The sequence below is a fragment of the Vibrio antiquarius genome, from assembly GCF_000024825.1.
Classification (GTDB): domain Bacteria; phylum Pseudomonadota; class Gammaproteobacteria; order Enterobacterales; family Vibrionaceae; genus Vibrio; species Vibrio diabolicus.
Window position 1 is genome coordinate 2614234 of record NC_013456.1, and the last position, 23122, is coordinate 2637355.

Genomic DNA, 23122 nt, shown 5'->3' on the forward strand with positions numbered 1-23122 from the left:
TCCCTGTGTTTTTGTCACTGCAATTAAGGGACTCCGCCCTCTCTAATTCGGAACAAATTAGCACCACACCCTGAAACTTGCAACAAATTATTAACCTAAATAATTCGAATAGAAAGATACGATAGCCAAATTAATATGCAATATATAGCAACTTATTCTTCAAAAGCTGAATATTAAATATAAAAAAGCCCCTTTAGAAGGGGCTTAATAAATTTACAAAAGTGTTAATTGAAACTTATTTAGGGTCGTAATGAATTAATTAAAACGACTGACTACCAATGAGTTTGAAGTACGTAATGTCACTTCATTTTCTAGGCCTTCTTTTTCAGAAGTAATGATGCCATCCAAGTCTTCATCTAGCTCAGGCTCTGACGCTTCACCATTAGAAAAGAAGCTCATGAAAACTTTAGAGTCGATATTGCTATCGTCACTCAATACCAAAGCAGTGCGATTAAAATCGTCCGAAGCTGAAACTTTCAAACCGTTAACGGCTGATGTTGGGAAATTGTAGTAATGGAGCTCAGGAACAACAACAGAGTCACTGTCACTCTTTGTGAAAATACGATGTGTGACTTTATAGTCGCCTGAAGCCGCAAAGTAAGCAACACGAGTAAAGCCTTCTGTAGACGATGTTAAACCCATGTCCAGATCAATCACCGAGTCTGCACTTCCTTGTGTTGATACATTTGGTTTTGTGTTTGGCAGGTTATCAATATTTAAGTAAGAGCTTGGATCAACGTCAATATCCCATCCATCAGAGACCGTTTCGTTAAGTAGAGAGTCCCAACCATTAACTTGATTCTCTGAGAACGCCATGTAGACCCAAGTTTCTTTATTCGTTGCACTAGGGCGATTATATTCAACGGCCGTTTTATCTAGCTTCAGCGCATCATACGCAAAGCCGTTAGTAATAAAACCAATGTGGAGAGTGTCGTAAGTATAATCAGAAGACGAATAAATGTTTGACGTATTATCCGCTCTGACTAAGGCGATCTCACCAGTCCCCCACGAACCAATACCATACTGGTAAAGCGCTTTGTCGCTTGAACCAGATTCATACTGGAACAACGCCGTAGGCTCACCTTTAAGCCCCATAAGCTCATCGGTAGGCAACATATCAGGGTTGGGTGACGTGAAAATATCGGTTTGCGAGACAAAATTGTAGTCTCCACCACCTGATTCAGCATTTCGGTAATCTAGGTTAGTAAACTTATTGCTTGCTAAGTTACCGCCAGTAAAGCACTTGTTCAAAGAGTCTCGGTTAAGGGCAAACGTGGCATTACGTAGTTTCTTATCTTGTAAGAATTCTTTTGAAAACGTATTTACGCGAGCTTCTCTACCGTTAAATTCTATTGCTTGAAACGTTACAAAGCCGCCGTCAGGGATATCTTCAAGATAAAACTTAAAGTTATCAGCGGTTGGTTTGATGATGTCTCCGGCTCTTTTGCCATCTGCATCAGAGTAGTAACCGATAACATAGTTAGTCACTTGCTCTTTTGACGCTGCGCTATAGGTTAAAACCGTTTTATCACCGTTCAGCTCAGTTTTGTGGTCATACACCGTACAACCTTTCGCAGTAGCTTCACTTTCAGTCATTGTTGCTGGTATAGCAAAATCAAAAGTAAACGCTGTTTTCGGCGCAGCACCACCGCCGCCACCGCCACCGCCGCCACAACCGACCATTAACCCTGAGATGATTGCCACTAGTGGCAGTACTTTAAGCTGTTTCATGTCTTTTTCCTAAACTGAGCGGCAATGATTAGCCAAAAAATCGTCTTTGCTCTGTAGAAAGCAAGAATAAAGCCAGCTTTATATAATCATCATGAATATTGATATTTACCCCGAATCCCTCGAACGATAAGAGCAACAAATTCTAATTTTATGCAACTTGTGTAATGAAATTACACAAGATTTCACCATCTCATTCGCATGCCAGAAACTTTCTGTAGTTTTATTTCACAACCATTCTTAAAGTGATCTAAATCAATCACCCTAAATGGCTATCTTGCTAGACTCCTGCCAAAAGATGAGGATTTTTTTGTGCCTCAACACAATAAGTTATTAGCTATGCTTAGGCACAATGTCGACGTGTAACAAATCTAATAATAGCTAGCATAAGCGTGCCGCAGGATGCGGATTAACACAATTGAATGAAGAATTCATAACTTTTAAATATATGAGGAATCTATGTCAGACGCAGTTAACAAAACGCACTCTGATTCAGATATCGAGACCAAGAGCTACCGTGAGCTTCATCGTCCAGCATCTGAGTTCGCAAGCCGTTCAGACTACCTAGACCACGAACTACAAATTATGAAGCCGCGTCGTTTCGGCTTAAACTTGCCAGGTCGTGACTTCCGTTTTGAACTTGAAGATCTTGTTCCAGCACTTGCCGGTACGATTGGTATTATCGCGATGTACTCAGCGGTAATGATGTCTTGGGCTGAAGGCCTAACTGCCGCATGGGACCATGTTAACCTGGGCAAAGATTTCGCTATCGAAGTTGCCCGTGTAGAGATGCTCATCCCTGCACTTCTTTTCTGTGTACTTGCTTCTGGCTTTATTAATCCTAAAGCCAACCTAGCAGGTAACCACGGCCCAATGATCCCTCTTATTGGTACCATCGCGCTTGCTGGTGCTCACCCTCTTGCATTGGCAATTCTTATTGGTGTGTTTGGTTTAATTCTGAGCCTGTTAAAAGGTGGTTCAAAACTGGTTAACCTCACCTCTGAAGGTACGGCTGGTGGCCTTCTCATCTTCTTGGGTTTAACCGGAACGATGAGCCAAATTAATTCCATTCAAGCTTGGGCTGTTGGTTTGCAATCCGACACAGTTGCCGCAGGTAGCATGGGTTACATTGGTCTAATCGTTCTTGCGGTTACCATTGGCCTGTACGCGTTTCTTGCTAAAGTGAACAAACGCTGGCTAGCAATCCCTGTTTGTGCCTTCACTGGCCTTGCAATCGCACTTATTCTTGGCGCAGGCTTCGATATTAAATTCGTAACCGAGACGGGTCTTCCAAACCTAAACCCAATCTACTGGTGGGGTTCAACAGAAGAAGGTTGGATGCTTGGTCTTCCTAATATGGAACACTTCATCGCTTCTCTACCATTCGCAATTCTTGCTGTAGCAATGTGGTCTCCTGACTTCTTGGGTCACCGCATCTTCCAAGAAATGAACTACCCACGTAAGAGTGAAAAAGTACTGATGGACGTTGATGACACAATGACAATGTGTTCTGTGCGCCAAATGGTCGGTACCGCTGTCGGTGGTGGTAACATCACATCATCTTGGGGGACTTACATGATCCCTGCAGCAATCGCGAAGCGCCCTATTCCTGGCGGTGCAATCTTACTAGGTTCTCTATGTATTATTGTTGCAATTCTTGGTTTCCCTATGGATGTTGCTGTATGGCCACCAGTTATGCGCGTTGCTCTTCTCGTTGGTGTATCTCTGCCACTACTTGAAGCAGGCATGCAGATGGTGAAAGACTCAAAAGATTCACAAGCAGCAGGCATCTGTATCTTTGGTTCAGTAGTCGTTAACCCTGTTCTAGCTTGGGCACTAACTATGCTTTTAGATAACAACGGCTTAATTGGTGATAAAGAGCGCGCGTCTCGCTTGTCGTTTGTAGACAAGATTGTGATCCCAGTAAGCGTACTTATTATCTGTTTAGTTGCTATGCTTGCAGTTGGTATGCTTGAAGGCCAATATGGCATCCAAGCTTGGCTGTAAAGCTGACAGTTCAGAAAATGTGTGGGTAGCGCTAGTCGCTACCCCATTTTTATCGAGATTTTTGAGGATTTATTGATTTAGTTTAAGGTTTGCAAAAAAATTTTAGTTTAACCTCTAACTGTTGCTTAAAAAGAGAAACGTTAAAACTAGTGACAATATTTATAGTTTTGTAACTCGAACATTTAAATTTAAGACTATAAATATTGTTATTCATAAGAGTGTACTGTTCCCCTCTTTAACTTGGGGATAGCTGGCTCAACGGCGAAGCAGTACGTATTTTTTTCTACTAAAAAGGTAGGTATGTCATGGCAGAGCAATTTGCTAAAGCTTGGGAAGGTTTTGCTGCAGGCGACTGGCAAAACGAAGTAAACGTTCGTGATTTCATTCAGAAGAACTACACTCCGTACGAAGGCGACGAATCTTTCCTAGTTTCTGAAGGTACTGAAGCGACTAACAAGCTTTGGGCTAAGGTAATGGAAGGCATCAAACAAGAGAACGCGACTCACGCTCCTGTTGATTTTGATACTTCAGTTATCTCTACCATCACTGCTCACGATGCAGGCTACATCGAAAAAGACCTAGAAACTATCGTAGGTCTTCAAACTGACGCTCCTCTAAAACGTGCGATCATCCCTAACGGTGGTATCCGTATGGTTGAAGGTTCATGCAAAGCCTACAACCGCGAGCTTGACCCACAAGTTAAGAAAATCTACACAGAATACCGTAAAACTCACAACCAAGGCGTTTTCGACATCTACACTCCACAAATCATGGCGTGTCGTAAGTCTGGCGTATTGACTGGTCTTCCTGATGCATACGGTCGTGGTCGTATCATCGGTGACTACCGTCGTGTTGCTCTATACGGTATTGATTTCCTAATGAAGGATAAATTCGCACAGTTCTCTTCTCTACAAGAGCGTTTCGAGAACGGCGAAGACCTACAAATGACAATGCAGCTTCGTGAAGAGATCGCAGAGCAACACCGTGCTCTAGGTCAAATCAAAGAAATGGCTGCAAAATACGGTTGTGACATTTCTCGTCCTGCTGAAACTGCACAAGAAGCTATCCAGTGGACTTACTTCGGTTACCTAGCTGCTGTTAAATCTCAAAACGGCGCAGCAATGTCTCTAGGCCGTACTTCTACGTTCCTAGACATCTTCATCGAGCGCGATATCGCTGCTGGCCGCATCACAGAAGAACAAGCTCAGGAAATGATCGACCACTTCGTAATGAAACTACGTATGGTTCGTTTCCTACGTACTCCTGAGTACGATGATCTATTCTCTGGCGACCCTATCTGGGCAACTGAGTCTATGGGTGGTATGGGTCTTGACGGTCGTACGCTAGTTACTCGTACAAACTTCCGTTTCCTAAACTCACTATACACAATGGGTCCTTCTCCAGAGCCAAACATCACTGTTCTTTGGTCTGAGCAACTACCTGAAGGCTTCAAGAAGTTCTGTGCGAAAGTGTCTATCGATACTTCTTCAATTCAGTACGAAAACGACGACCTAATGCGTCCAGACATGAACTCTGACGACTACGCAATCGCATGTTGTGTATCTCCAATGGTTGTTGGTAAGCAAATGCAGTTCTTTGGTGCTCGTGCTAACCTTGCGAAAACTATGCTTTACACCATCAACGGTGGTGTGGATGAGAAGCTAAAAATCCAAGTTGGTCCACAAATGCCGAAGATCGAAGGCGATGTACTGAACTACGATGAGTTGTGGGAGAAAATGGACCACTTCATGGATTGGCTAGCGAAGCAGTACGTGACTGCACTAAACGCTATCCACTTCATGCACGACAAGTACAGCTACGAAGCGGCACTAATGGCTCTACATGACCGTGACGTTAAACGTACTATGGCTTGTGGTATTGCTGGTCTATCTGTTGCGGCTGACTCTCTGTCTGCAATCAAATACGCAAAAGTTAAGCCAATCCGTGACGAAGACGGTCTAGCAATCGACTTCGAAATCGAAGGTGATTACCCTAAATTTGGTAACAACGACCCACGCGTTGATGATATCGCATGTGAACTTGTTTCTGTATTTATGGGCAAAATCCGTAAGCTTAAGACTTACCGTGATGCAATCCCTACTCAGTCAATTCTTACTATCACTTCAAACGTGGTTTACGGTAAGAAAACTGGTAACACACCTGACGGTCGTCGTGCTGGTGCTCCATTTGCTCCAGGTGCTAACCCAATGCACGGTCGCGATGAGAAAGGTGCCGTAGCATCACTAACTTCAGTTGCAAAACTGCCGTTTGCTGACGCACAAGATGGTATCTCTTACACATTCTCTATCGTACCTAATGCACTAGGTAAAGATGAGGGTTCACAACGCGCTAACCTAGCTGGCCTGATGGATGGTTACTTCCACCACGAAGCGGGTATCGAAGGTGGTCAACACCTAAACGTGAACGTTCTTAACCGCGAAACTCTAGAAGACGCCGTTAAGCACCCAGAGAAATACCCTCAGCTAACAATCCGTGTATCTGGTTACGCTGTTCGCTTTAACTCTCTAACTGCAGAGCAACAAGCTGACGTAATCGCACGTACATTCACAGAGTCTCTATAAGACTTTAGTGAAATAACGTTTTAGTGATACAACAAAGGCTGATGCTTCTAAGCATCAGCCTTTTTTTATTTCTTGAATGAAAGTTGTGATATTACGAAAGATTTTGCCCACATTCTTACGTATGATGCGAAAAAAGTTAGTAAATAAAGTATATGAAACTCAGTAAATTAATTGTTCTTACTCTTCTTTCTCCAGTTGCGATGGCATCCACTAAGTCTACGGTCTCTTTTACACTCGACAATGATGGTATTTTCGGCGTCGACCAAGACTACACAAATGGTATTTTTCTTTCCTACGCAACAGGCCAACTGAAACAAGAAAGCCAATGGAAATGGCTGAGTCTGGCAGACTCAGTACACGCCAATATCGATAAAATAGAGTTGGTTCTTGGCCACAAAATGTGGACTCCAAGCGACATTGAAGCGGATTACCCACTGGTCAATGATCGCCCATATGCGGGTTATCTACATACTGAGATCAACTATCTTTCTCTGACTGATGACAAAGCCGTCCGCTACAACTTCACCATCGGTGCAACAGGTGAAAGTTCGCTTTCAGAAAAAGCGCAAGAAATCGTTCACGGCATAACAGGCTCGACTGACCCACAAGGTTGGGATTACCAGATCGACGATAAAGTGGCGTTTAGCCTTGGCTACCGCGTATTTAATAAATTGATGCGCAGCGAAGAACAAAAAACGCAATGGGAAATCACCAACATTAACGACATCAATGCAGGTAACTTCCGTAGTGATGTCTCTCAAGGCGTCATGTTTCGTTGGGGTACAAACCTAGCAAGTAGCATCGGAGCCGCCAATATTAGTGTTGAGAGCCCGTTCTCAGCGAGTATGCTCGCACAGGATACTTCAAGCTGGTTCTTATTTACGGGGTTTGAAGGTCGTTACCGTTTCAATGACATGACCATCGAAGGCGATCGCCCTGGTATTCCTGAGCCATCCGCGCCATACGACGTCACACTGCAAAATTGGCAAGCAAGCGCCGTAGCGGGTGCAACTTGGTATAACCAAAATTACGGTGCAAGCCTAACCTTTACGATAAAAACGCCAGATTATGAAGAATCCCAAACGGATGTTTATGGCACAGGCTCCTTCTCTGTGTTCGCCTTTTTCTAAAAGCTGACTTATCCCTGTATCCGCACCAATCTAAATACGAGGCAAGCTCTCTCGTTTGGTATTAACCAACCCTGTGATCAAGCATTTATTTAGATTGGTCTATCTGTTTTCTTTCTTCACATAACCTTGCCTTTAGTACCGACAAAGCTGTTTTAACCCTGCTTTTTGTAATAAAATAACAGCTAGAATTTACTAGTAATGAGAGCAAAAGATGTCAACAACTGGTCGTATTCACTCATTTGAGTCATGTGGTACCGTAGACGGACCTGGTATTCGTTTTATCGTCTTCTTGCAAGGTTGTTTGATGCGCTGTAAGTATTGCCACAATCGCGATACATGGGATACGCATGATGGCAAAGAAGTTACGGTTGAAGAGATCATTTCCGAAGCGAAAAGTTACCGCCACTTCATGAATGCATCAGGTGGTGGCGTTACTTGTTCTGGCGGCGAAGCGATGCTTCAACCTGAATTTGTACGGGACTTTTTCCGCGCAGCTAAAGCAGAAGGTATTCATACGTGTCTAGATACGAACGGTTATGTTCGTAAACACACTGATGTTATTGATGAAGTACTGGATGCAACAGACTTAGTAATGCTTGATATCAAGCACATGAAAGATGAAGTGCACCAAGATCTCATCGGCGTATCGAACCGACGTACATTGGACTTTGCTCGTTACTTGCAAAAAATCGGAAAGAAAACTTGGATTCGCTATGTAGTCGTGCCTGGTTACACAGATGACCCTGAAGCAGCACACATGCTTGGTGAGTTTATTAAAGATATGGATAACATCGAAAAGGTCGAGTTACTTCCTTATCACAAATTGGGTGCCCATAAATGGGAAGCATTGGGCTTAGAATACCCACTCGAAGGGGTAAACCCTCCACCGAAAGAAACTATGGACGAGATTCAATCCATTCTTGCGCAGTACAACGATAACGTAAAATACTAAGTGAACAGCAAGACTAACCTCTTTAAAATACCAGCATATTGCTGGTATTTTTTTAACTATACCTAAGTACCTTCAATGAATCTCTATGAGGTGATTTAGGTATAAAAAGAACAATAGAAATGATTGCGTCATGATCGCATAGGAAGGAAGTAACATGGATTGGTTTAACTTGGGCTCTCTGGTTGTCATACTTTGGATAGTGCTCGCCTACTGTCTACCAGATTGGAAAAAAGTAGTTTGGCCCAAGCTTGAAAAGGAAAAAGCATTTCAGCACCTCGTTTTTGCAACACTCTTTTTTTTCAGCATCCTATGGGCAACTCAAGCAGGCGTAAAAGAAGGACTACAGATTCATTTTCTCGCGCTAACAACGCTGACGATGATGTATGGTTGGCGTATGGCCTTTCTAATCAGTATCCCCGCAATGCTGGTCAACCACCTGCTACATGATGTGTCGTTGTTGCAGTTACCCACGTCTTTAGTATTGTCTGCCCTGCTTCCTATCTTCATTAGTTACCTCGTCTTTCTTTTGAGTTATCACTACTTGCCAAGAAACATTTTTGTGTTCATCTTCGTTGCAGGTTTTTTCAACGGCGCGATAACAGGAAGCCTGCATCTGCTGATTAACTCCTTTTACCATTTATCGGTTGGTCATTACGATTGGGAAACCATTCAACATAACTACTTTATTTTTGTACCGTTGCTTGCCTTCCCTGAGGGCCTATTAAATGGTATGTCACTGGCGGTTTTAACCGTATTCAAGCCAGAGTGGCTAAGAGTATTTTCAGACCGAGACTACATATACAATCATTACCATAAATAAGCGTTTTTAAACTGGTCAAAAGTGACAGTTCTTGCCATTTTTTAGTATTAAATATGTGTTGAGATCATGTTTCACTCATGTCTTAAGCGTTAACCTAAGCACATTAAAAATGTATTAGATATCTAGTGAGGTCATCATGGAAATGTCAAACGCTCAACGTTTGATTCTATCAAACCAATACAACCTTATGTCTCAACTTGATCCAAGTAATGCGGCCAAATACAAACGCTTACAAACGATCGTTGAACGTGGCTATGAGCTACAAATGCGTGAGTTGAATAAAGATTTCGGCTGTCTCTCAGAAGCGGAGTGTCGTGAGATCATCGACGTTATGGAGATGTATCACGCGATGCAAGAATCTTACAACATGCTCGATACCGAAGATCGTAACAAAGTGGATCAGCGCCGCTTGCAGTTCCTTGGGTTTGATATTGCTTCAGAGGCCCAACAAGTCCATTACGTACGCTTCCTTATTGATTCTGAAGGTCTGTACCCTCAATTTGATAAAGCAGACCATCACTTTAACAGCCAAATGCCAATGCTGGATAAATACCGTCGTATGCTACAAACTTGGCGCAACTGCCCTCGTCAGTACCATTTATGCGAAAACGAGCTTGCACAAATCTTCAGCGCATAAACTATTCGTCTACGAAAAGGAAAGCACTCGCTTTCCTTTTTTATTTGCCCTGTCACAACCTTACCGCTGCTTTTTCACCTTCTTACGCTTCCCTTGTGCGATGTAGAGCAATGAATCACTGAGACTCTTCTGTCTTTGCCAAATATCTGATTTCTATTGCACCTATTCACGACATAAATTCATCTTCAGTGAAAGAGTGATTCAAATGTCACTTTTGCAATAAATTCATAATTGTTAAGCAAAATTGCAAATCCCCGACTAGGCTTAAGTAGAGAAAGGCTGTGATTGAAAGATTCATACCCACCGCTCACCGTTGTAATGAAAAAACTGTCCATAAAGCAAAGTCTTTGGTGTCGCCAATCTTACATTCTGTACGAACCAAATGTGATAACAGGACGTATATTCAAACAACAAGGAGCATAACAATAGGTGGGAAAGCCTGAATCAACGTTCGTCGGTAGACTGACTATTAAAGGGGAAAGCGACATGAGTATTTTCGACCACTATCAATCAAGATATGAAGCTGCAAAAGATGAAGAGATGTCGTTACAGGAGTTTCTAGCCCTGTGTAAGGATGACAAAAGCGCTTATGCTAATGCAGCAGAACGCCTACTGATGGCGATCGGTGAACCAGAGATAATTGATACGGCAAAAGACCCGAGATTGAGCCGCATCTTCTCGAATCGTGTTATCTCTCGTTATGAAACCTTTAAAGATTTTTATGGTATGGAAGATGCCATAGAGCAAATTGTGTCTTACCTAAAACACGCGGCGCAAGGTTTAGAGGAACGTAAGCAGATCCTTTACCTACTCGGTCCTGTCGGCGGTGGTAAGTCCTCACTTGCTGAAAAACTTAAGGCTTTGATGGAACAGATGCCTATCTATGTTCTTACTGCTAATGGCGAACGTAGCCCAGTGAATGACCATCCATTCTGTCTATTCAAAGCCACGGAAGACGGCGATATTTTGAAAAAAGAATATGGCATCGAGCAACGTTATCTTCGCTCGATTATGTCGCCATGGGCCGCTAAACGCCTTCATGAATTTGGCGGCGATATCACTAAATTTAAGGTAGTGAAAGTTCGCCCTTCAATTCTCGATCAGATCGGTATTGCTAAAACAGAACCAGGGGATGAAAACAACCAAGATATTTCATCACTGGTTGGTAAAGTCGATATCCGTAAACTCGAACATTACTCGCAAGACGACCCAGATGCCTACAGCTACTCCGGTGCGCTGTGTAAAGCAAACCAAGGTTTAATGGAATTCGTTGAGATGTTCAAAGCGCCGATCAAAGTACTTCACCCACTATTGACGGCAACGCAAGAAGGTAACTTCAACGGTACTGAAGGTCTTTCTGCGATTCCATTCGACGGTATGATTCTGGCTCACTCGAACGAATCTGAGTGGCAGACTTTCCGTAACAACAAAAATAACGAAGCCTTCCTCGACCGTGTGTACATTGTAAAAGTACCTTACTGTCTCCGCGTATCCGAAGAAGTGAAAATTTACCAAAAACTGCTCGAAAACAGTGAGCTGTCTCAGGCTCCTTGTTCTCCAAGCACGCTCGAAACTTTAGCGCAATTCAGTATTCTTTCACGCCTGAAAGAGCCTGAAAACTCATCCATTTTCTCAAAAATGCGCGTCTACGATGGTGAAACGCTAAAAGACACCGATCCGAAAGCGAAAAGCTATCAAGAGTATCGTGATTATGCGGGTGTCGATGAAGGCATGAATGGCCTCTCTACACGTTTCGCCTTTAAGATTTTGTCGCGCGTATTTAACTTCGACCAAACCGAGGTGGCAGCCAACCCTGTACACCTGTTCTATGTGATTGAACAACAAGTTGAACGTGAACAGTTCCCTGCTGAAACGGCAGAGAAATATCTCGAGTTCTTGAAAGGCTACCTAGTGCCTCGCTACGTTGAATTTATTGGTAAAGAGATTCAGACCGCTTATCTCGAGTCTTACTCTGAATACGGTCAGAACATCTTCGACCGCTATGTCACCTACGCAGACTTCTGGATTCAAGACCAAGAGTACCGAGATCCAGAAACTGGTCAGCTATTTGATCGCTCTTCACTGAATGCTGAACTAGAGAAGATCGAAAAAACCGCTGGCATTTCTAACCCGAAAGATTTCCGAAACGAAATCGTTAACTTTGTGCTTCGTGCGAAAGCGAATAACAATGGTCAAAACCCGGTTTGGACCAGCTACGAAAAACTGCGCACAGTAATCGAGAAGAAAATGTTCTCCAATACCGAAGAGCTACTTCCGGTTATCTCATTTAATGCGAAAACCTCTTCTGAAGATCAGAAGAAGCATGACGACTTTGTCGCTCGCATGATGGAAAAAGGCTATACCGAGAAACAGGTTCGCCTACTTTCTGAGTGGTACCTACGAGTACGTAAGTCATCCTAACCCAGTATTGAGTTAGGTCGCTTGTGAAACATGAAGAGGGCTATTTCATGGCGCAATTTATAGACCGAAGGCTCAATGGCAAGAACAAGAGCGCTGTTAATCGACAGCGCTTCTTGAAGCGCCACAAAGAGCAAATAAAAGAGTCGGTAGCAGACGCAGTGAATCGACGCTCGATTACGAATACGGAAACGGGCGAAGACGTCTCTATCCCTCACAAAGACATCAATGAGCCGATCTTTCATCAAGGCAAAGGTGGTGTTCGCGAACGAGTTCATCCCGGCAATGACCAATTCATTACTGGTGATAAAATTGAGCGTCCCAAAGGTGGCGGTCAAGGTAGTGGCTCGGGAGAAGGCAATGCCAGTCCAGATGGAGAAGGCCAAGACGAATTTGTATTCCAAATATCAAAAGATGAGTACCTCGATATTTTGTTCGAAGATCTCGAGCTGCCTAATCTAGAAAAAAACCAAATTGCCAAAATTACTGAATGGAAAACGCACCGCGCAGGCTTTCAAACTGCTGGTATCCCTTCAAACATTGCGGTAGTACGTTCGCTGCAACAATCTCTTGCACGACGTACGGCAATGACCGCGGGTAAGAAACGTCTTCTCAAAGAGCTAGAAGATGAACTTGCTCGTATCAAAAACATTGAACCCGCTCAGCAGTTTGAAGAGAACCGCTTGAAGGCTGAAATTGAAGAGCTGCGTAAGAAAATTGAGGGGGTTCCATTTATTGACACCTTCGACTTACGCTTTAAAAACTATGAAAAACGCCCTGTACCATCTAGTCAAGCTGTGATGTTTTGTTTGATGGACGTATCGGGCTCGATGGATCAAGCAACGAAAGACATCGCAAAACGTTTTTACGTTCTGTTATACCTGTTTTTAACTCGTACTTACGAGAATGTAGACGTCGTCTTTATTCGCCACCACACCCAAGCGAAAGAAGTGGACGAACACGAGTTCTTCTACTCGCAAGAGACCGGGGGCACTATTGTATCCAGCGCATTGAAACTGATGGACGAAATCGTAAAAGAGCGCTATCCAATTGGACAATGGAACATTTATGCTGCGCAAGCATCTGATGGCGATAACTGGGCAGATGACTCGCCAAGATGCCGCGATCTATTAGTGAACAAACTACTGCCAAACTGTCAGTACTACTCCTACATAGAGATCACACGACGCTCGCACCAAACTCTATGGCATGAGTACGAAAAACTCACCGATGAATTTCCGAACTTCGCAATGAAAAACATTCGCTCTGTGGAGGATATTTTCCCAGTCTTCCGTGAACTATTCCAAAAAGAAACGGCGTAAGGAGGCTAGCGATGAGTACCGCAACGAAAAACCTCTCAGGAGAGGCGCCTAAGAAGCGTAATAGTAAAATGCTGCCAGATGGACCGGATTGGACATTTGAGCTGTTGGAACGCTACCACAAAGAGATTAAGCGTGTCGCACAACACTATCGCCTAGACACTTACCCTAACCAGATAGAAGTGATTACTTCCGAACAAATGATGGATGCCTACTCAAGTATTGGTATGCCCATCAATTACAACCACTGGTCGTTTGGTAAAAAGTTCATCCAAACGGAACAGAACTATAAGCATGGTCAAATGGGGTTAGCCTACGAGATTGTCATTAACTCCAATCCGTGTATCGCCTATTTGATGGAAGAAAACACCGTGACAATGCAAGCGCTAGTGATTGCTCACGCTTGTTACGGGCACAACTCTTTCTTCAAAGGTAATTATCTGTTCCAAACCTGGACGGACGCTAGCTCCATCATCGATTATTTGCTGTTTGCCAAAAAGTACTTAGCTGAATGTGAGGAGCGATATGGAGTACAGGAAGTGGAAAAACTGCTCGACTCCTGCCACGCCTTAATGAACTTTGGTGTAGATCGTTACAAGCGACCAGAGAAAATCTCCATTACCGAAGAGAAAGCGCGACAAGAAGAACGCGAGGCATACTTACAGTCTCAAGTGAATGAATTGTGGCGCACGGTACCAAGAGCCAAAACCAAAGAGGAAGATCTTAAAGAGCGGTTCCCAAGCGAGCCTCAGGAAAACTTGCTCTACTTTTTCGAAAAGCATGCCCCACTACTAGAGCCGTGGCAACGTGAAGTCGTGCGGATTGTACGCAAAATCAGTCAGTATTTTTATCCGCAAAAACAAACGCAGGTCATGAACGAAGGCTGGGCAACATTCTGGCATTACACCATTCTCAACCATCTTTACGATGAGGGTTTGGTATCCGAAAAGTTCATACTAGAGTTCTTACATAGCCATACCAGTGTGGTAGCTCAACCGCCTTATAATAGCCCTTACTTTAATGGTATTAATCCATACGCCTTGGGCTTTGCCATGTTCCGAGATATTAAACGTATCTGTGAAGAACCAACTGATGAGGACAAGGAGTGGTTTCCGGATTTGGCAGGAACCGATTGGTTAGATGCGGTACATTTCGCGATGCATAATTTCAAAGATGAAAGCTTCATTAGCCAATACCTTTCTCCGAAATTAATGCGTGATTTCAAGCTGTTTGCGATCAACGATGATGACCACAAAAACTTTATTGAAGTCGCCGCGATACACGATGAGATGGGTTATAAACGCATTAGAGAAACCTTAGCCGCTCAGTACAACTTATCTAATCTTGAGCCAAACATTCAGGTATTTAATGTCGATGTTCGTGGTGACCGCTCACTCACGTTGCAATACGTACCTCATAACCGAATCCCGCTTGATGACAGTTACGAAGAAGTTCTGAAACACGTATACCGATTGTGGGGATTTGATGTCATTCTGCAAGAAGTAAAAGACACAGGTCACCGAGAAGTCTTAGCGACCTGCCCTAAACGAAACCAATATGACACAAACATCTAACTAATACTTGGATATAAGCAACAAAAAGGCTCCTAATTCAGGAGCCTTTCTCGTTCTTAATTCAATGTGACCTTTGGTTATGCTTGCTTCGCCACAATAGCGCGCACCGCCTCTAGATCTTCTGGCGTATCAACGCCGGCTGCTGGCGCTTCTTTCGCTACCGCTACATGAATTTTTTCACCGTACCAAAGCACTCGTAGTTGCTCAAGGCACTCGATCTGCTCCAATGCGCTCGGAGCCCAATTTACATACGTATTAATGAAACCAGCTCGATAAGCATAAATACCAATATGACGCATTAATGGGTTGGCAATGATTTTGTCTTGTTTGGCAAAGTTATCGCGATCCCAAGGGATAGTTGCTCGGCTAAAGTACATCGCATAGCCTTGCTCATTAGCCACAACTTTAACTGCATTCGGATTAAACACTTCTTCTTCCGAGTCTATTTCTACGGCTAATGTCGCCATCGGAGCGTCACACCCCGATAAGTTATCAGCAACCTGACGAATGATAGATGGTGGAATCAAAGGCTCGTCCCCTTGCACATTAACAATAATGTGGTCTGCCGGAATAGCCATCTTTTCAACAACTTCAGCAAGGCGTTCAGTACCTGATTCGTGGTTAGGAGAGGTCATACAGACTTTACCACCAAACGACGAGACAGCATCAGCAACACGCTCGTCATCAGTTGCCACGATAACATCTTCCGCACCCGCTTGTAGCGCTTGCTCGTAAACCCACTGAACCATAGGCTTACCGCCAATATCCGCTAACGGTTTACCAGGCAAGCGGCTCGATGCATAACGCGAAGGAATGACAACCGTAAAAGACATTAGCGTCCCTCATCCATACTCATAGTACGAGCCTCAGGCTCGAGTAGAACGGGAATACCCTCTTTGATCGGGTAAGCGAGGCGATCCAATTTGCAGATCAACTCTTGATTCTCTTTATCGTACGTCAGCTTACCTTTGCAAACAGGGCAAGCTACAATCTCAAGCAGACGGTGATCCATAAGCCGCTTTAACCTCTTTTATTCTATTTAAAATTTGCTCTGCATCGTTTGGTTCAAACTGGGCAGATACAGGCAGATACCACCAATTATCTTGCGCATAATGGCTGCACTTGACAGCATCTTTCTCGGTCATAATCACATTGGCCCCTTGTTGAGCCAATGCTTCTAATTCTTGTTGGTCAAAGTCTTGATGGTCAGCAAAACCTTTTGTGACTTTAACATCTGCGTTCATCGAGTTTAGTGTATGAAAAAATCGTGGTGGATGCCCAATCCCTGCAAATGCCACTAGCTCTTTTAACTCAGAAACTTCCACAAGTTGCTTAGTCTTGAGGTTAATGGCTTTAGATGGAGCTAAAGTCATTGCGATTTCGCCCGTATGTGCTTGACCGCCATTGGTGATGATAAAGTCGACTTCAGCAAGACGCTCGACCCCTTCACGCAGTGGGCCAAGCGGAATGAGGCTTTCATTCCCAAATCGACGATTCCCATCCACAATCACTAACTCAATATCACGGCCTAACGCATAATGTTGTAACCCATCGTCCGTAATAATGATATCCACACCTGACTCAAGCAGTGCTTTCACTGCATTTGAACGCACCGGGTCTACCGCAACAGGCGCTCCTGTGCGTCGATGAATCAACTTAGGTTCATCACCACAATGTTTCGCAGGCGTATCTTCTTTTAGCACTAACGGATAGGCAGGAGCTTTTGCTCCATAGCCACGAGAAACGACCCCTGGCTTAAGCCCAAGCTGTTGCAGTTGCTCAACAAGCCAAACCACAACTGGTGTTTTGCCATTACCACCAGCCGTGATATTGCCGACAACAATAACAGGGATAGGCGCGTTGTAGGCTTGCTTACGGCCTGTTTGATATTGCTTTCGCTTAGACTTACTTATTGCTCCAAATAATACACTCAGTGGCCACAAAAGCGGCCACAAGAGGTATTTTATTGGATGGTTTTCAAACCAGATTTTTTCAACCACCGCGTCTATTCACCAAACTGAATACGGTGCAATTGTGCATACGCACCATTTTTTGCAATCAGATCGGCATGGTTGCCACGCTCAATGATGGCGCCATCATCAACCACAAGAATCTCATCGGCTTTCTCGATAGTTGACAAGCGGTGCGCAATCACGAGTACCGTTTTGTCTTTCTGCAGCTCATCTAATGCAGCTTGGATAGCGCGTTCTGATTCCGTATCCAAAGCAGAGGTCGCCTCATCAAGAATCAATACCGGTGCATCACGCAATAGAGCACGTGCAATAGCGACACGTTGACGTTGACCGCCAGATAGACTCGCGCCATTTTCACCAATCATGGTATCAAGTCCATCATCCATTTTGCTGATGAATTCCATAGCATGCGCGAGTTTTGCCGCTTTCTCGATATCACTACGCTCGTATTTTCCATCCGTTGCGTAAGCAATATTGTTTGCAATCGTGTCATTAAATAAATGAACATTTTGTGATACTAGCGCAAACTGCTGACGCAAGTTCTTTAACTCGTATTCACGAATATCATGTCCGTCTAATGTGATAGAGCCACTATCAACATCATAGAAACGATTGAACAAGTTCGCGATGGTACTTTTACCGGAACCGGAACGACCAACCAGCGCAACGGTCTTCCCTCTTGGAATATCGAAGCTGACATTTTCCAATGCTGGCTTTTCTGCGCCAGTATAAGTAAAGCTTACGTTTTTAACTGAAACATCGCCATTTGCGCGTTCAACTGTCAACTTACCTTCGTTTTTCTCAGGCTCAAGGTCAATCAACGCAAAGAGCGTTTGGCTCGCGGCCATACCACGTTGGAACTGAGAGGTAACGTTAGTAAGCGCTTTAAGCGGACGCATCAAACCAAACATCGCAGAGAAGACAACGGTAAATGTACCTGGAGTCAGTTGCTCTTTAATCGAGTCAATACTTGCTAAGTAAAGAACGGCAACAATAGCAAGTGACGCAATCATTTGGATGATAGGGTTAGCCGCTGCTTGAGCAGTCACCAACTTCATGCTTTGTTGACGCATTTGGTTGCTGACCTTCTCAAATCGTTGACGCTCGATATCCTGGCCACCGTAGCTCAGCACGACTTTATGGCCTTTAAGCATCTGCTCTGCTGACGCAGTAACGTTGCCCATCATTGTCTGCATATTTTTGGATATTTTTCTAAAACGTTTAGAAACGACACCAATACCCCACGCGACAACAGGAGCAACAGCAAACAGCACTAACGACAACTGCCAGCTGTTGTAAAACATCAGGACTAACAGGCCAATGATACTTGCACCTTCGCGAACGATGCTCACTAACGCTTGGCTAGTTGCCGCAGAGACTTGCTCTGAATCGTAGGTAATGCGTGACAATAAATTGCCCGTCTTTTCCTTATCGAAGTAAGACACAGGCATATGCATAAAGTGATTGAATACCATACGGCGGACTTGCATAACCACATTGCCGGATACCCAGCTCAAACAGTATGTGGAGACAAATCCACTTATGCCACGGACAAACATCATGGCAAAAATAATCAATGGAAGCGTGCGTAGAAAATCAGATTCAGCGTTCCCAAAACCTTCATCTAGTAATGGTTTTAATAGGGAAATCATATAGGTATCTGATATAGCATTAATAACTAATGCAATGACTGCAACGACAAGACCTGACTTGTAAAGGCGAATAAATTGCCATAGACGCTTAAACGTCTGCCAAGTCGTTTCATCAGTATTTATCGACATAGAAGTGCTTTATTTTCTTACATTAAGACTCTCATTCTACTCCCTTACGCAGCATCTGCCTATACCAAGGCTCAAATGTATCGCTACGTTTGGTTTCTGAGCGCCAATTATCACGGTGAATAGAGAAGCTTACCTGACCATATTCCCCAGTATCAAGCCAAGTAATGTCAAGCTTGCGATATGCTGTAACAACATGTTCTGCCGGCATTCCCCATTGATTATTTTTTGCCAAAGAAGCAACGGCCACACTCGGGTTTACCGCTTCAATAAAGCGAGGATTCGACGAACTTTTACTACCATGATGAGGGACCAACATCACATCACTTTTTAACTTTTCAGGCTCCCTGAGCAAGATCCACTCGCTAATGGTCTCAATATCACCAGTAAAAAGCATACTGAACGTAGAAATAGGGTCGGTAAGGCGTAGTACACAAGAGTGCGGATTATATGCACGTTGAACAAGAGCAGGAGGCCAAAGTACTTCTATATTTAACCCTTGCCATTTCCAATGATCGCCGCGAGTACAAGACTCATATCCGATAAAGTTTTGGCTACTGAGTTTGCGCTGTGGCGAAAAGGAATCTTCAATGAACAAGCGTCCTCCTGCATGGTCATTGTCGGAGTGGCTGAGGATCATCGTATCGATGCTTTCATAACCTCGTTGATGCAAGACCGGAGTGACGACCTGCTCCGCAATACTGCCATTTTGCCATGCTTTACCTGTATCATAGAGCAACACTTTATCGTCTTTTTCTACAATCACCGCAAGGCCATGGCCCACATCTAGTACATCAATGCGCCAATGTTGCTGATCATATTCCGATGTGAGCTTAATACTAATTACAATGCCAAGTAACAAACACCACGCGTACTGAAACATGAATCGTTGAAACACCAAGCAAATAATTCCCGCCAGAATCAACCCTGTCATTTCTATACTAATGGCTTGCCAGGAGCCTATCGCGTACTGAATTGACGTGCTCAATGGCTGCAATGACCAGTCCACCAACTGCCACAGAGGCTTTGCTATCATTTCAAGAAATAAAGATGAGAACAGGGCCAGAAACATCAAAGGCACAACGATAAATCCGAACCAAGGAATAAACGCCAAGTTGTATGCAATTGATGACAAACTGAAACCAGAAAAGTAATAGCCACTAATAGGCACGATTAACGCACTCAACATCAATTGAGTAAGCAATAACACTTTTAACTTCGCCTTCCAGCCCCCGTTTTGATGCCGAACCAAATTGATTGCAAACAGCACTGCGCAAACTGACAAATACGATAACCAAAAACTCATGCTATACGATGCAAAAGGTTGAACAAGCAGTTGTAGCGCTACCGCGAGCAAAAGTACCCGCCAGGAAGCCCAGTGCACTAAGGTATATTTGAGAACGACGTAAATAACACATACAGACACCGCGCGGGTAGTAGGTAATGAGAAGTCCGCTAACCAAGCATAGGCAACGGCAAACATCAGCCCACATAAGCTAGGCAATAGCTGGTATTGAGGTAACGCATAACGAATGGCACCGCCCACCACTACCCCAAAAGTAAACGCCATACCAATATGTAAGCCCGAAATCGAGACCAAGTGCAGTAAACCACTGTCTCTGAGTGCTTGCCAATCCTCCTTAGATAACCAAGAGCGATCGGCAAAAACTAACGCATTTATTAACGAGAAATGATGAAGGGAGGACACATCCTCCGAAACATCAGCGATAATGGCTTGGCGCAAAGATGTAGTAGAACGAATAATCCAGGTAACATCCTTGTTAACAACACCGCGTGCGATAATACTTTTACCCATTGCGTGCTTTTCAGCGTCAAAACCAGCTTCGTTGCGTAGGCCTGTAATCGGCTTTAACGAGACGGATGTCGTAAACTCACTGTTAACATCGAGTGGAAAAGGCGTAATAAGACGGATTTTAGGTTTAAGAAAAGGTAACAGAGTTTGAGAATTTACCTTTTTTAGAGCCACAATGCCTTCATATCCGTGACTTATTTGCGTAAAAGGGCTGTCAACTTTACCAATTATGGTAATATTCTCCCCTGCTTGAAAAAGGGCTTGTCTCTGAGACTCCAATACATTGCCGTGGACGATGACAACCATAAAGCCCGCAATTGCGCCTATGCTAATTAAGCCACGACGTAATTTGATTATTGAGCCAGTGGTTATTATTCCCAGCAGCAGCCAACGCCAATCTGGTATTGTCGGCCACCAAGCTGACGAAATTACGCTCGCTACAAATAACGCCAAGGTCCAACTTTTTTCTGAGAGAGTCATGCTGTCCTATGCCTAGAAAGCTGATAAAACGCTTCATGCCAGATCATGAATTGATCAAACGCCAAAAAGCATTGAAGGTCTTCGGCAATGTGTTGTACAACCCGAACTTGTGGTGTTTAAATCGTCGCTCGGCGTCTGGGGCTTTTGCTGTCGGGTTATTTATGGCATTTGTTCCGCTACCAAGCCAAATGATCATGGCTGCAGGTTTGGCAATCATGCTTGGCGTCAATTTACCTCTCTCCGTCGCTTTGGTATGGATAAGCAACCCCATCACCATGCCTGTGTTATTTTATTTTGCGTATAAGCTTGGCGCTTTAGTGATGCATGTTCCTCCGCAACCTTTCCACTTTGAACTTTCGTGGGAATTCATCATGCAACAGATGAGCACTATTGGCCCTCCATTCTTATTAGGCTGTGCTATCTGTGGTGTCATATCCGCGATTATTGGCTACTTCGGCATTAGAGGACTTTGGCGCTACTCAGTGGTTCGGAGCTGGCAAAAACGCAAAATAAGATAAGACGTTACTGCATAAAAATCAGCATTTGCGCTATCAGTTGAGGGGCACCTAACAGTTAGAATGAAACACGATGTCGCTCAAGTTGGATAAATACAAAAAAGGACCGAATTCGGTCCTTTTTGATTTTCTCGTATTGTAAAACGGTTGGTTATTTAGAACTCAGCACCGCTGCTGGATTTAACTTCGCGGCGCGAGAAGCGGGATACCACGTTGCAAGCAAACTCAGAACGATCGCCGTCATCGATACCAATGCTACGTCTGGCCAGTGTAACTGTGATGGTAAGAAGTCAACGAAGTAAATATCACCCGATAAAAACTGATGACCAATTAAACTCTCTAACCCTTTAATCAACGGAGTCAGGTTTAACGCCACTAAGACACCAATAACACTGCCGACGAGACTGCCAAATACACCAGAGAACACGCCTTGCCAAACAAAGATACGCTTGATTAGGCTATCTTTCGCTCCCATAGTTCGCAAAATTGCAATTTCTGCGGCTCGATCTTTCACTGCCATCATCAGCGTAGACACAATGTTAAAACATGCCACACCAATCACCAGTACCATCACCAAGTACATAATGGTGCGTACGAGCTGAATATCGCGATACAAAAAACCAAACTTTTGCTGCCAGCTTTTCAAATACACGTAAACATCCACCATGCTACCTACCTCACGAACAATAGAAGGTGCATTGAGAACATCATCCGTTTTTAGTGAAATGCCAGTGACCCCTTCCCCTAACCTCGCGTATTGCTGAGCATCCGCTAATGGCACTAACGCTAAAGAGTGGTCTATTTGGCCATTCAACGTTAAGAACCCAGACACCTTCACGCGCACACGCTTGGGAGCCTGCACTTTGTTTGCGCCGCCTGCTTGCGGAATCATCAACGTAATGTAATCCCCCACGGCGACATTTAACTCGTTGGCTACACCTCGGCCTAAGATCACTTGCTGCTGACCGGCATAAAAGTTTTGCCAAGCTTCTTGGTCAATAAAATTCGATAAGCTCGACACCGCTTGCTCGAAAGTAGGCTCTACGCCACGAACTTCTATCGCTTTTAGCTTACTGCCTTTTTCTGCTAAGCCCGTAAAACGAACGTACGGTGCTGCCGCCACAACATGTTCATGGTTTAGAGCTTGATTCATCGTTTTGGTGTAGTTATGAAGCGGTCCATTAACACCTTCCAACTCACCGTGTGGAATCACAGACAACACACGCGATTGCAGCTCACGCTCAAAGCCATTCATTGCAGAAAGACCGATAATGATAACGGCTACACCAACCGCAATGCCAATCGTTGAAGAAAGCGAAATGAAAGACACCATCTTGTTGCGCTTTTTCGCTCGACTGAAGCGACCACCAATCATCAATGCTAAAGATGAAAACAA

The 23122-nt window shown here is 44.0% G+C and carries 17 protein-coding genes; 10 read left to right on the forward strand and 7 right to left on the reverse strand.

What is annotated here, in order from left to right:
• Positions 1-255: 255 nt before the first annotated feature.
• Entirely contained in the window at positions 256-1731 is a 1476-nt protein-coding gene (locus tag VEA_RS12110) for a hypothetical protein (protein ID WP_006742140.1), read from the reverse strand.
• 456 nt (positions 1732-2187) lie between these two features.
• On the opposite strand from VEA_RS12110, the gene VEA_RS12115 reads away from it, so the two are divergent.
• The 9 genes from VEA_RS12115 to VEA_RS12155 all read left to right on the forward strand — a co-directional run bounded on the left by VEA_RS12115 (position 2188) and on the right by VEA_RS12155 (position 15167).
• Positions 2188-3735, forward strand: coding sequence for a DUF3360 family protein (locus VEA_RS12115; protein WP_006742141.1), 1548 nt, complete (start codon positions 2188-2190; stop codon positions 3733-3735).
• Between the two features lie 305 nt (positions 3736-4040).
• The gene (gene pflB, locus VEA_RS12120; RefSeq protein ID WP_005390666.1) at positions 4041-6317 is read left to right on the forward strand and encodes a formate C-acetyltransferase; all 2277 of its coding nucleotides are present in this window, start codon (positions 4041-4043) and stop codon (positions 6315-6317) included.
• Between the two features lie 152 nt (positions 6318-6469).
• A complete protein-coding gene (locus tag VEA_RS12125; RefSeq protein WP_006742142.1) occupies positions 6470-7447 on the forward strand; it encodes a lipid A deacylase LpxR family protein in 978 nt (325 codons plus the stop codon).
• A gap of 211 nt (positions 7448-7658) precedes the next feature.
• Positions 7659-8399 carry a pyruvate formate lyase 1-activating protein gene (pflA, locus tag VEA_RS12130; RefSeq protein ID WP_005390663.1) on the forward strand — a complete coding sequence of 247 codons (741 nt, stop codon included), beginning with the start codon at positions 7659-7661 and terminating at the stop codon, positions 8397-8399.
• A 154-nt stretch (positions 8400-8553) separates the two neighbouring features.
• Positions 8554-9219, forward strand: a complete 666-nt coding sequence (locus VEA_RS12135) for an energy-coupling factor ABC transporter permease (protein WP_006742143.1) — start codon at positions 8554-8556, stop codon at positions 9217-9219.
• Between the two features lie 136 nt (positions 9220-9355).
• On the forward strand, positions 9356-9856 hold the full coding sequence (locus VEA_RS12140; RefSeq protein WP_005390659.1) for a YfbU family protein: 501 nt from the start codon (positions 9356-9358) through the stop codon (positions 9854-9856).
• Between the two features lie 486 nt (positions 9857-10342).
• Positions 10343-12277 (forward strand): PrkA family serine protein kinase, encoded by a 1935-nt coding sequence (locus VEA_RS12145; RefSeq protein WP_005390658.1) that lies wholly within the window; start codon positions 10343-10345, stop codon positions 12275-12277.
• Positions 12278-12324: 47 nt separating this feature from the next.
• Entirely contained in the window at positions 12325-13596 is a 1272-nt protein-coding gene (locus tag VEA_RS12150; RefSeq protein ID WP_005390656.1) for a YeaH/YhbH family protein, read from the forward strand.
• Positions 13597-13607: 11 nt separating this feature from the next.
• Positions 13608-15167, forward strand: coding sequence for a SpoVR family protein (locus tag VEA_RS12155; protein WP_006742146.1), 1560 nt, complete (start codon positions 13608-13610; stop codon positions 15165-15167).
• A 77-nt stretch (positions 15168-15244) separates the two neighbouring features.
• On the opposite strand, the gene kdsB is transcribed toward VEA_RS12155, so the two are convergent.
• From kdsB to VEA_RS12180, 5 genes are read right to left on the reverse strand one after another with little or no spacing between them, the layout of a single operon-like run.
• Complete coding sequence (kdsB, locus tag VEA_RS12160; protein WP_005390653.1) at positions 15245-16000, reverse strand: 3-deoxy-manno-octulosonate cytidylyltransferase; 756 nt, start codon at positions 15998-16000, stop codon at positions 15245-15247.
• Positions 16000-16179, reverse strand: coding sequence for a Trm112 family protein (locus VEA_RS12165; RefSeq protein WP_005390649.1), 180 nt, complete (start codon positions 16177-16179; stop codon positions 16000-16002). Before VEA_RS12165 ends, kdsB begins: the two co-directional genes overlap by 1 nt.
• Positions 16160-17167 carry a tetraacyldisaccharide 4'-kinase gene (gene lpxK, locus VEA_RS12170; protein ID WP_006742147.1) on the reverse strand — a complete coding sequence of 336 codons (1008 nt, stop codon included), beginning with the start codon at positions 17165-17167 and terminating at the stop codon, positions 16160-16162. The genes VEA_RS12165 and lpxK overlap by 20 nt, the downstream gene beginning before the upstream one ends.
• A gap of 5 nt (positions 17168-17172) precedes the next feature.
• Positions 17173-18921 (reverse strand): lipid A ABC transporter ATP-binding protein/permease MsbA, encoded by a 1749-nt coding sequence (msbA, locus tag VEA_RS12175; protein ID WP_006742148.1) that lies wholly within the window; start codon positions 18919-18921, stop codon positions 17173-17175.
• Between the two features lie 31 nt (positions 18922-18952).
• A complete protein-coding gene (locus VEA_RS12180; RefSeq protein WP_006742149.1) occupies positions 18953-21211 on the reverse strand; it encodes a DNA internalization-related competence protein ComEC/Rec2 in 2259 nt (752 codons plus the stop codon).
• A gap of 8 nt (positions 21212-21219) precedes the next feature.
• Here VEA_RS12180 and VEA_RS12185 point away from each other — a divergent pair, with 8 nt between their 5' ends.
• Entirely contained in the window at positions 21220-21729 is a 510-nt protein-coding gene (locus VEA_RS12185) for a DUF2062 domain-containing protein (protein ID WP_006742150.1), read from the forward strand.
• A gap of 148 nt (positions 21730-21877) precedes the next feature.
• On the opposite strand, the gene lolE is transcribed toward VEA_RS12185, so the two are convergent.
• Entirely contained in the window at positions 21878-23122 is a 1245-nt protein-coding gene (gene lolE, locus VEA_RS12190; RefSeq protein WP_012841999.1) for a lipoprotein-releasing ABC transporter permease subunit LolE, read from the reverse strand.

Excerpts from the sequence above, each read along its gene's own strand:
- VEA_RS12150 (WP_005390656.1), top strand. The coding sequence starts at position 12,325 with ATGGCGCAATTTATAGACCGAAGGCTCAATGGCAAGAACAAGAGCGCT.
- kdsB (WP_005390653.1), bottom strand. The coding sequence starts at position 16,000 with ATGTCTTTTACGGTTGTCATTCCTTCGCGTTATGCATCGAGCCGCTTG.
- pflA (WP_005390663.1), top strand. The coding sequence starts at position 7,659 with ATGTCAACAACTGGTCGTATTCACTCATTTGAGTCATGTGGTACCGTA.
- VEA_RS12125 (WP_006742142.1), top strand. The coding sequence starts at position 6,470 with ATGAAACTCAGTAAATTAATTGTTCTTACTCTTCTTTCTCCAGTTGCG.
- VEA_RS12135 (WP_006742143.1), top strand. The coding sequence starts at position 8,554 with ATGGATTGGTTTAACTTGGGCTCTCTGGTTGTCATACTTTGGATAGTG.
- msbA (WP_006742148.1), bottom strand. The coding sequence starts at position 18,921 with ATGTCGATAAATACTGATGAAACGACTTGGCAGACGTTTAAGCGTCTA.
- VEA_RS12165 (WP_005390649.1), bottom strand. The coding sequence starts at position 16,179 with ATGGATCACCGTCTGCTTGAGATTGTAGCTTGCCCTGTTTGCAAAGGT.
- VEA_RS12185 (WP_006742150.1), top strand. The coding sequence starts at position 21,220 with ATGCCTAGAAAGCTGATAAAACGCTTCATGCCAGATCATGAATTGATC.
- VEA_RS12140 (WP_005390659.1), top strand. The coding sequence starts at position 9,356 with ATGGAAATGTCAAACGCTCAACGTTTGATTCTATCAAACCAATACAAC.
- VEA_RS12115 (WP_006742141.1), top strand. The coding sequence starts at position 2,188 with ATGTCAGACGCAGTTAACAAAACGCACTCTGATTCAGATATCGAGACC.
- VEA_RS12110 (WP_006742140.1), bottom strand. The coding sequence starts at position 1,731 with ATGAAACAGCTTAAAGTACTGCCACTAGTGGCAATCATCTCAGGGTTA.
- VEA_RS12145 (WP_005390658.1), top strand. The coding sequence starts at position 10,343 with ATGAGTATTTTCGACCACTATCAATCAAGATATGAAGCTGCAAAAGAT.
- VEA_RS12155 (WP_006742146.1), top strand. The coding sequence starts at position 13,608 with ATGAGTACCGCAACGAAAAACCTCTCAGGAGAGGCGCCTAAGAAGCGT.
- VEA_RS12180 (WP_006742149.1), bottom strand. The coding sequence starts at position 21,211 with ATGACTCTCTCAGAAAAAAGTTGGACCTTGGCGTTATTTGTAGCGAGC.
- pflB (WP_005390666.1), top strand. The coding sequence starts at position 4,041 with ATGGCAGAGCAATTTGCTAAAGCTTGGGAAGGTTTTGCTGCAGGCGAC.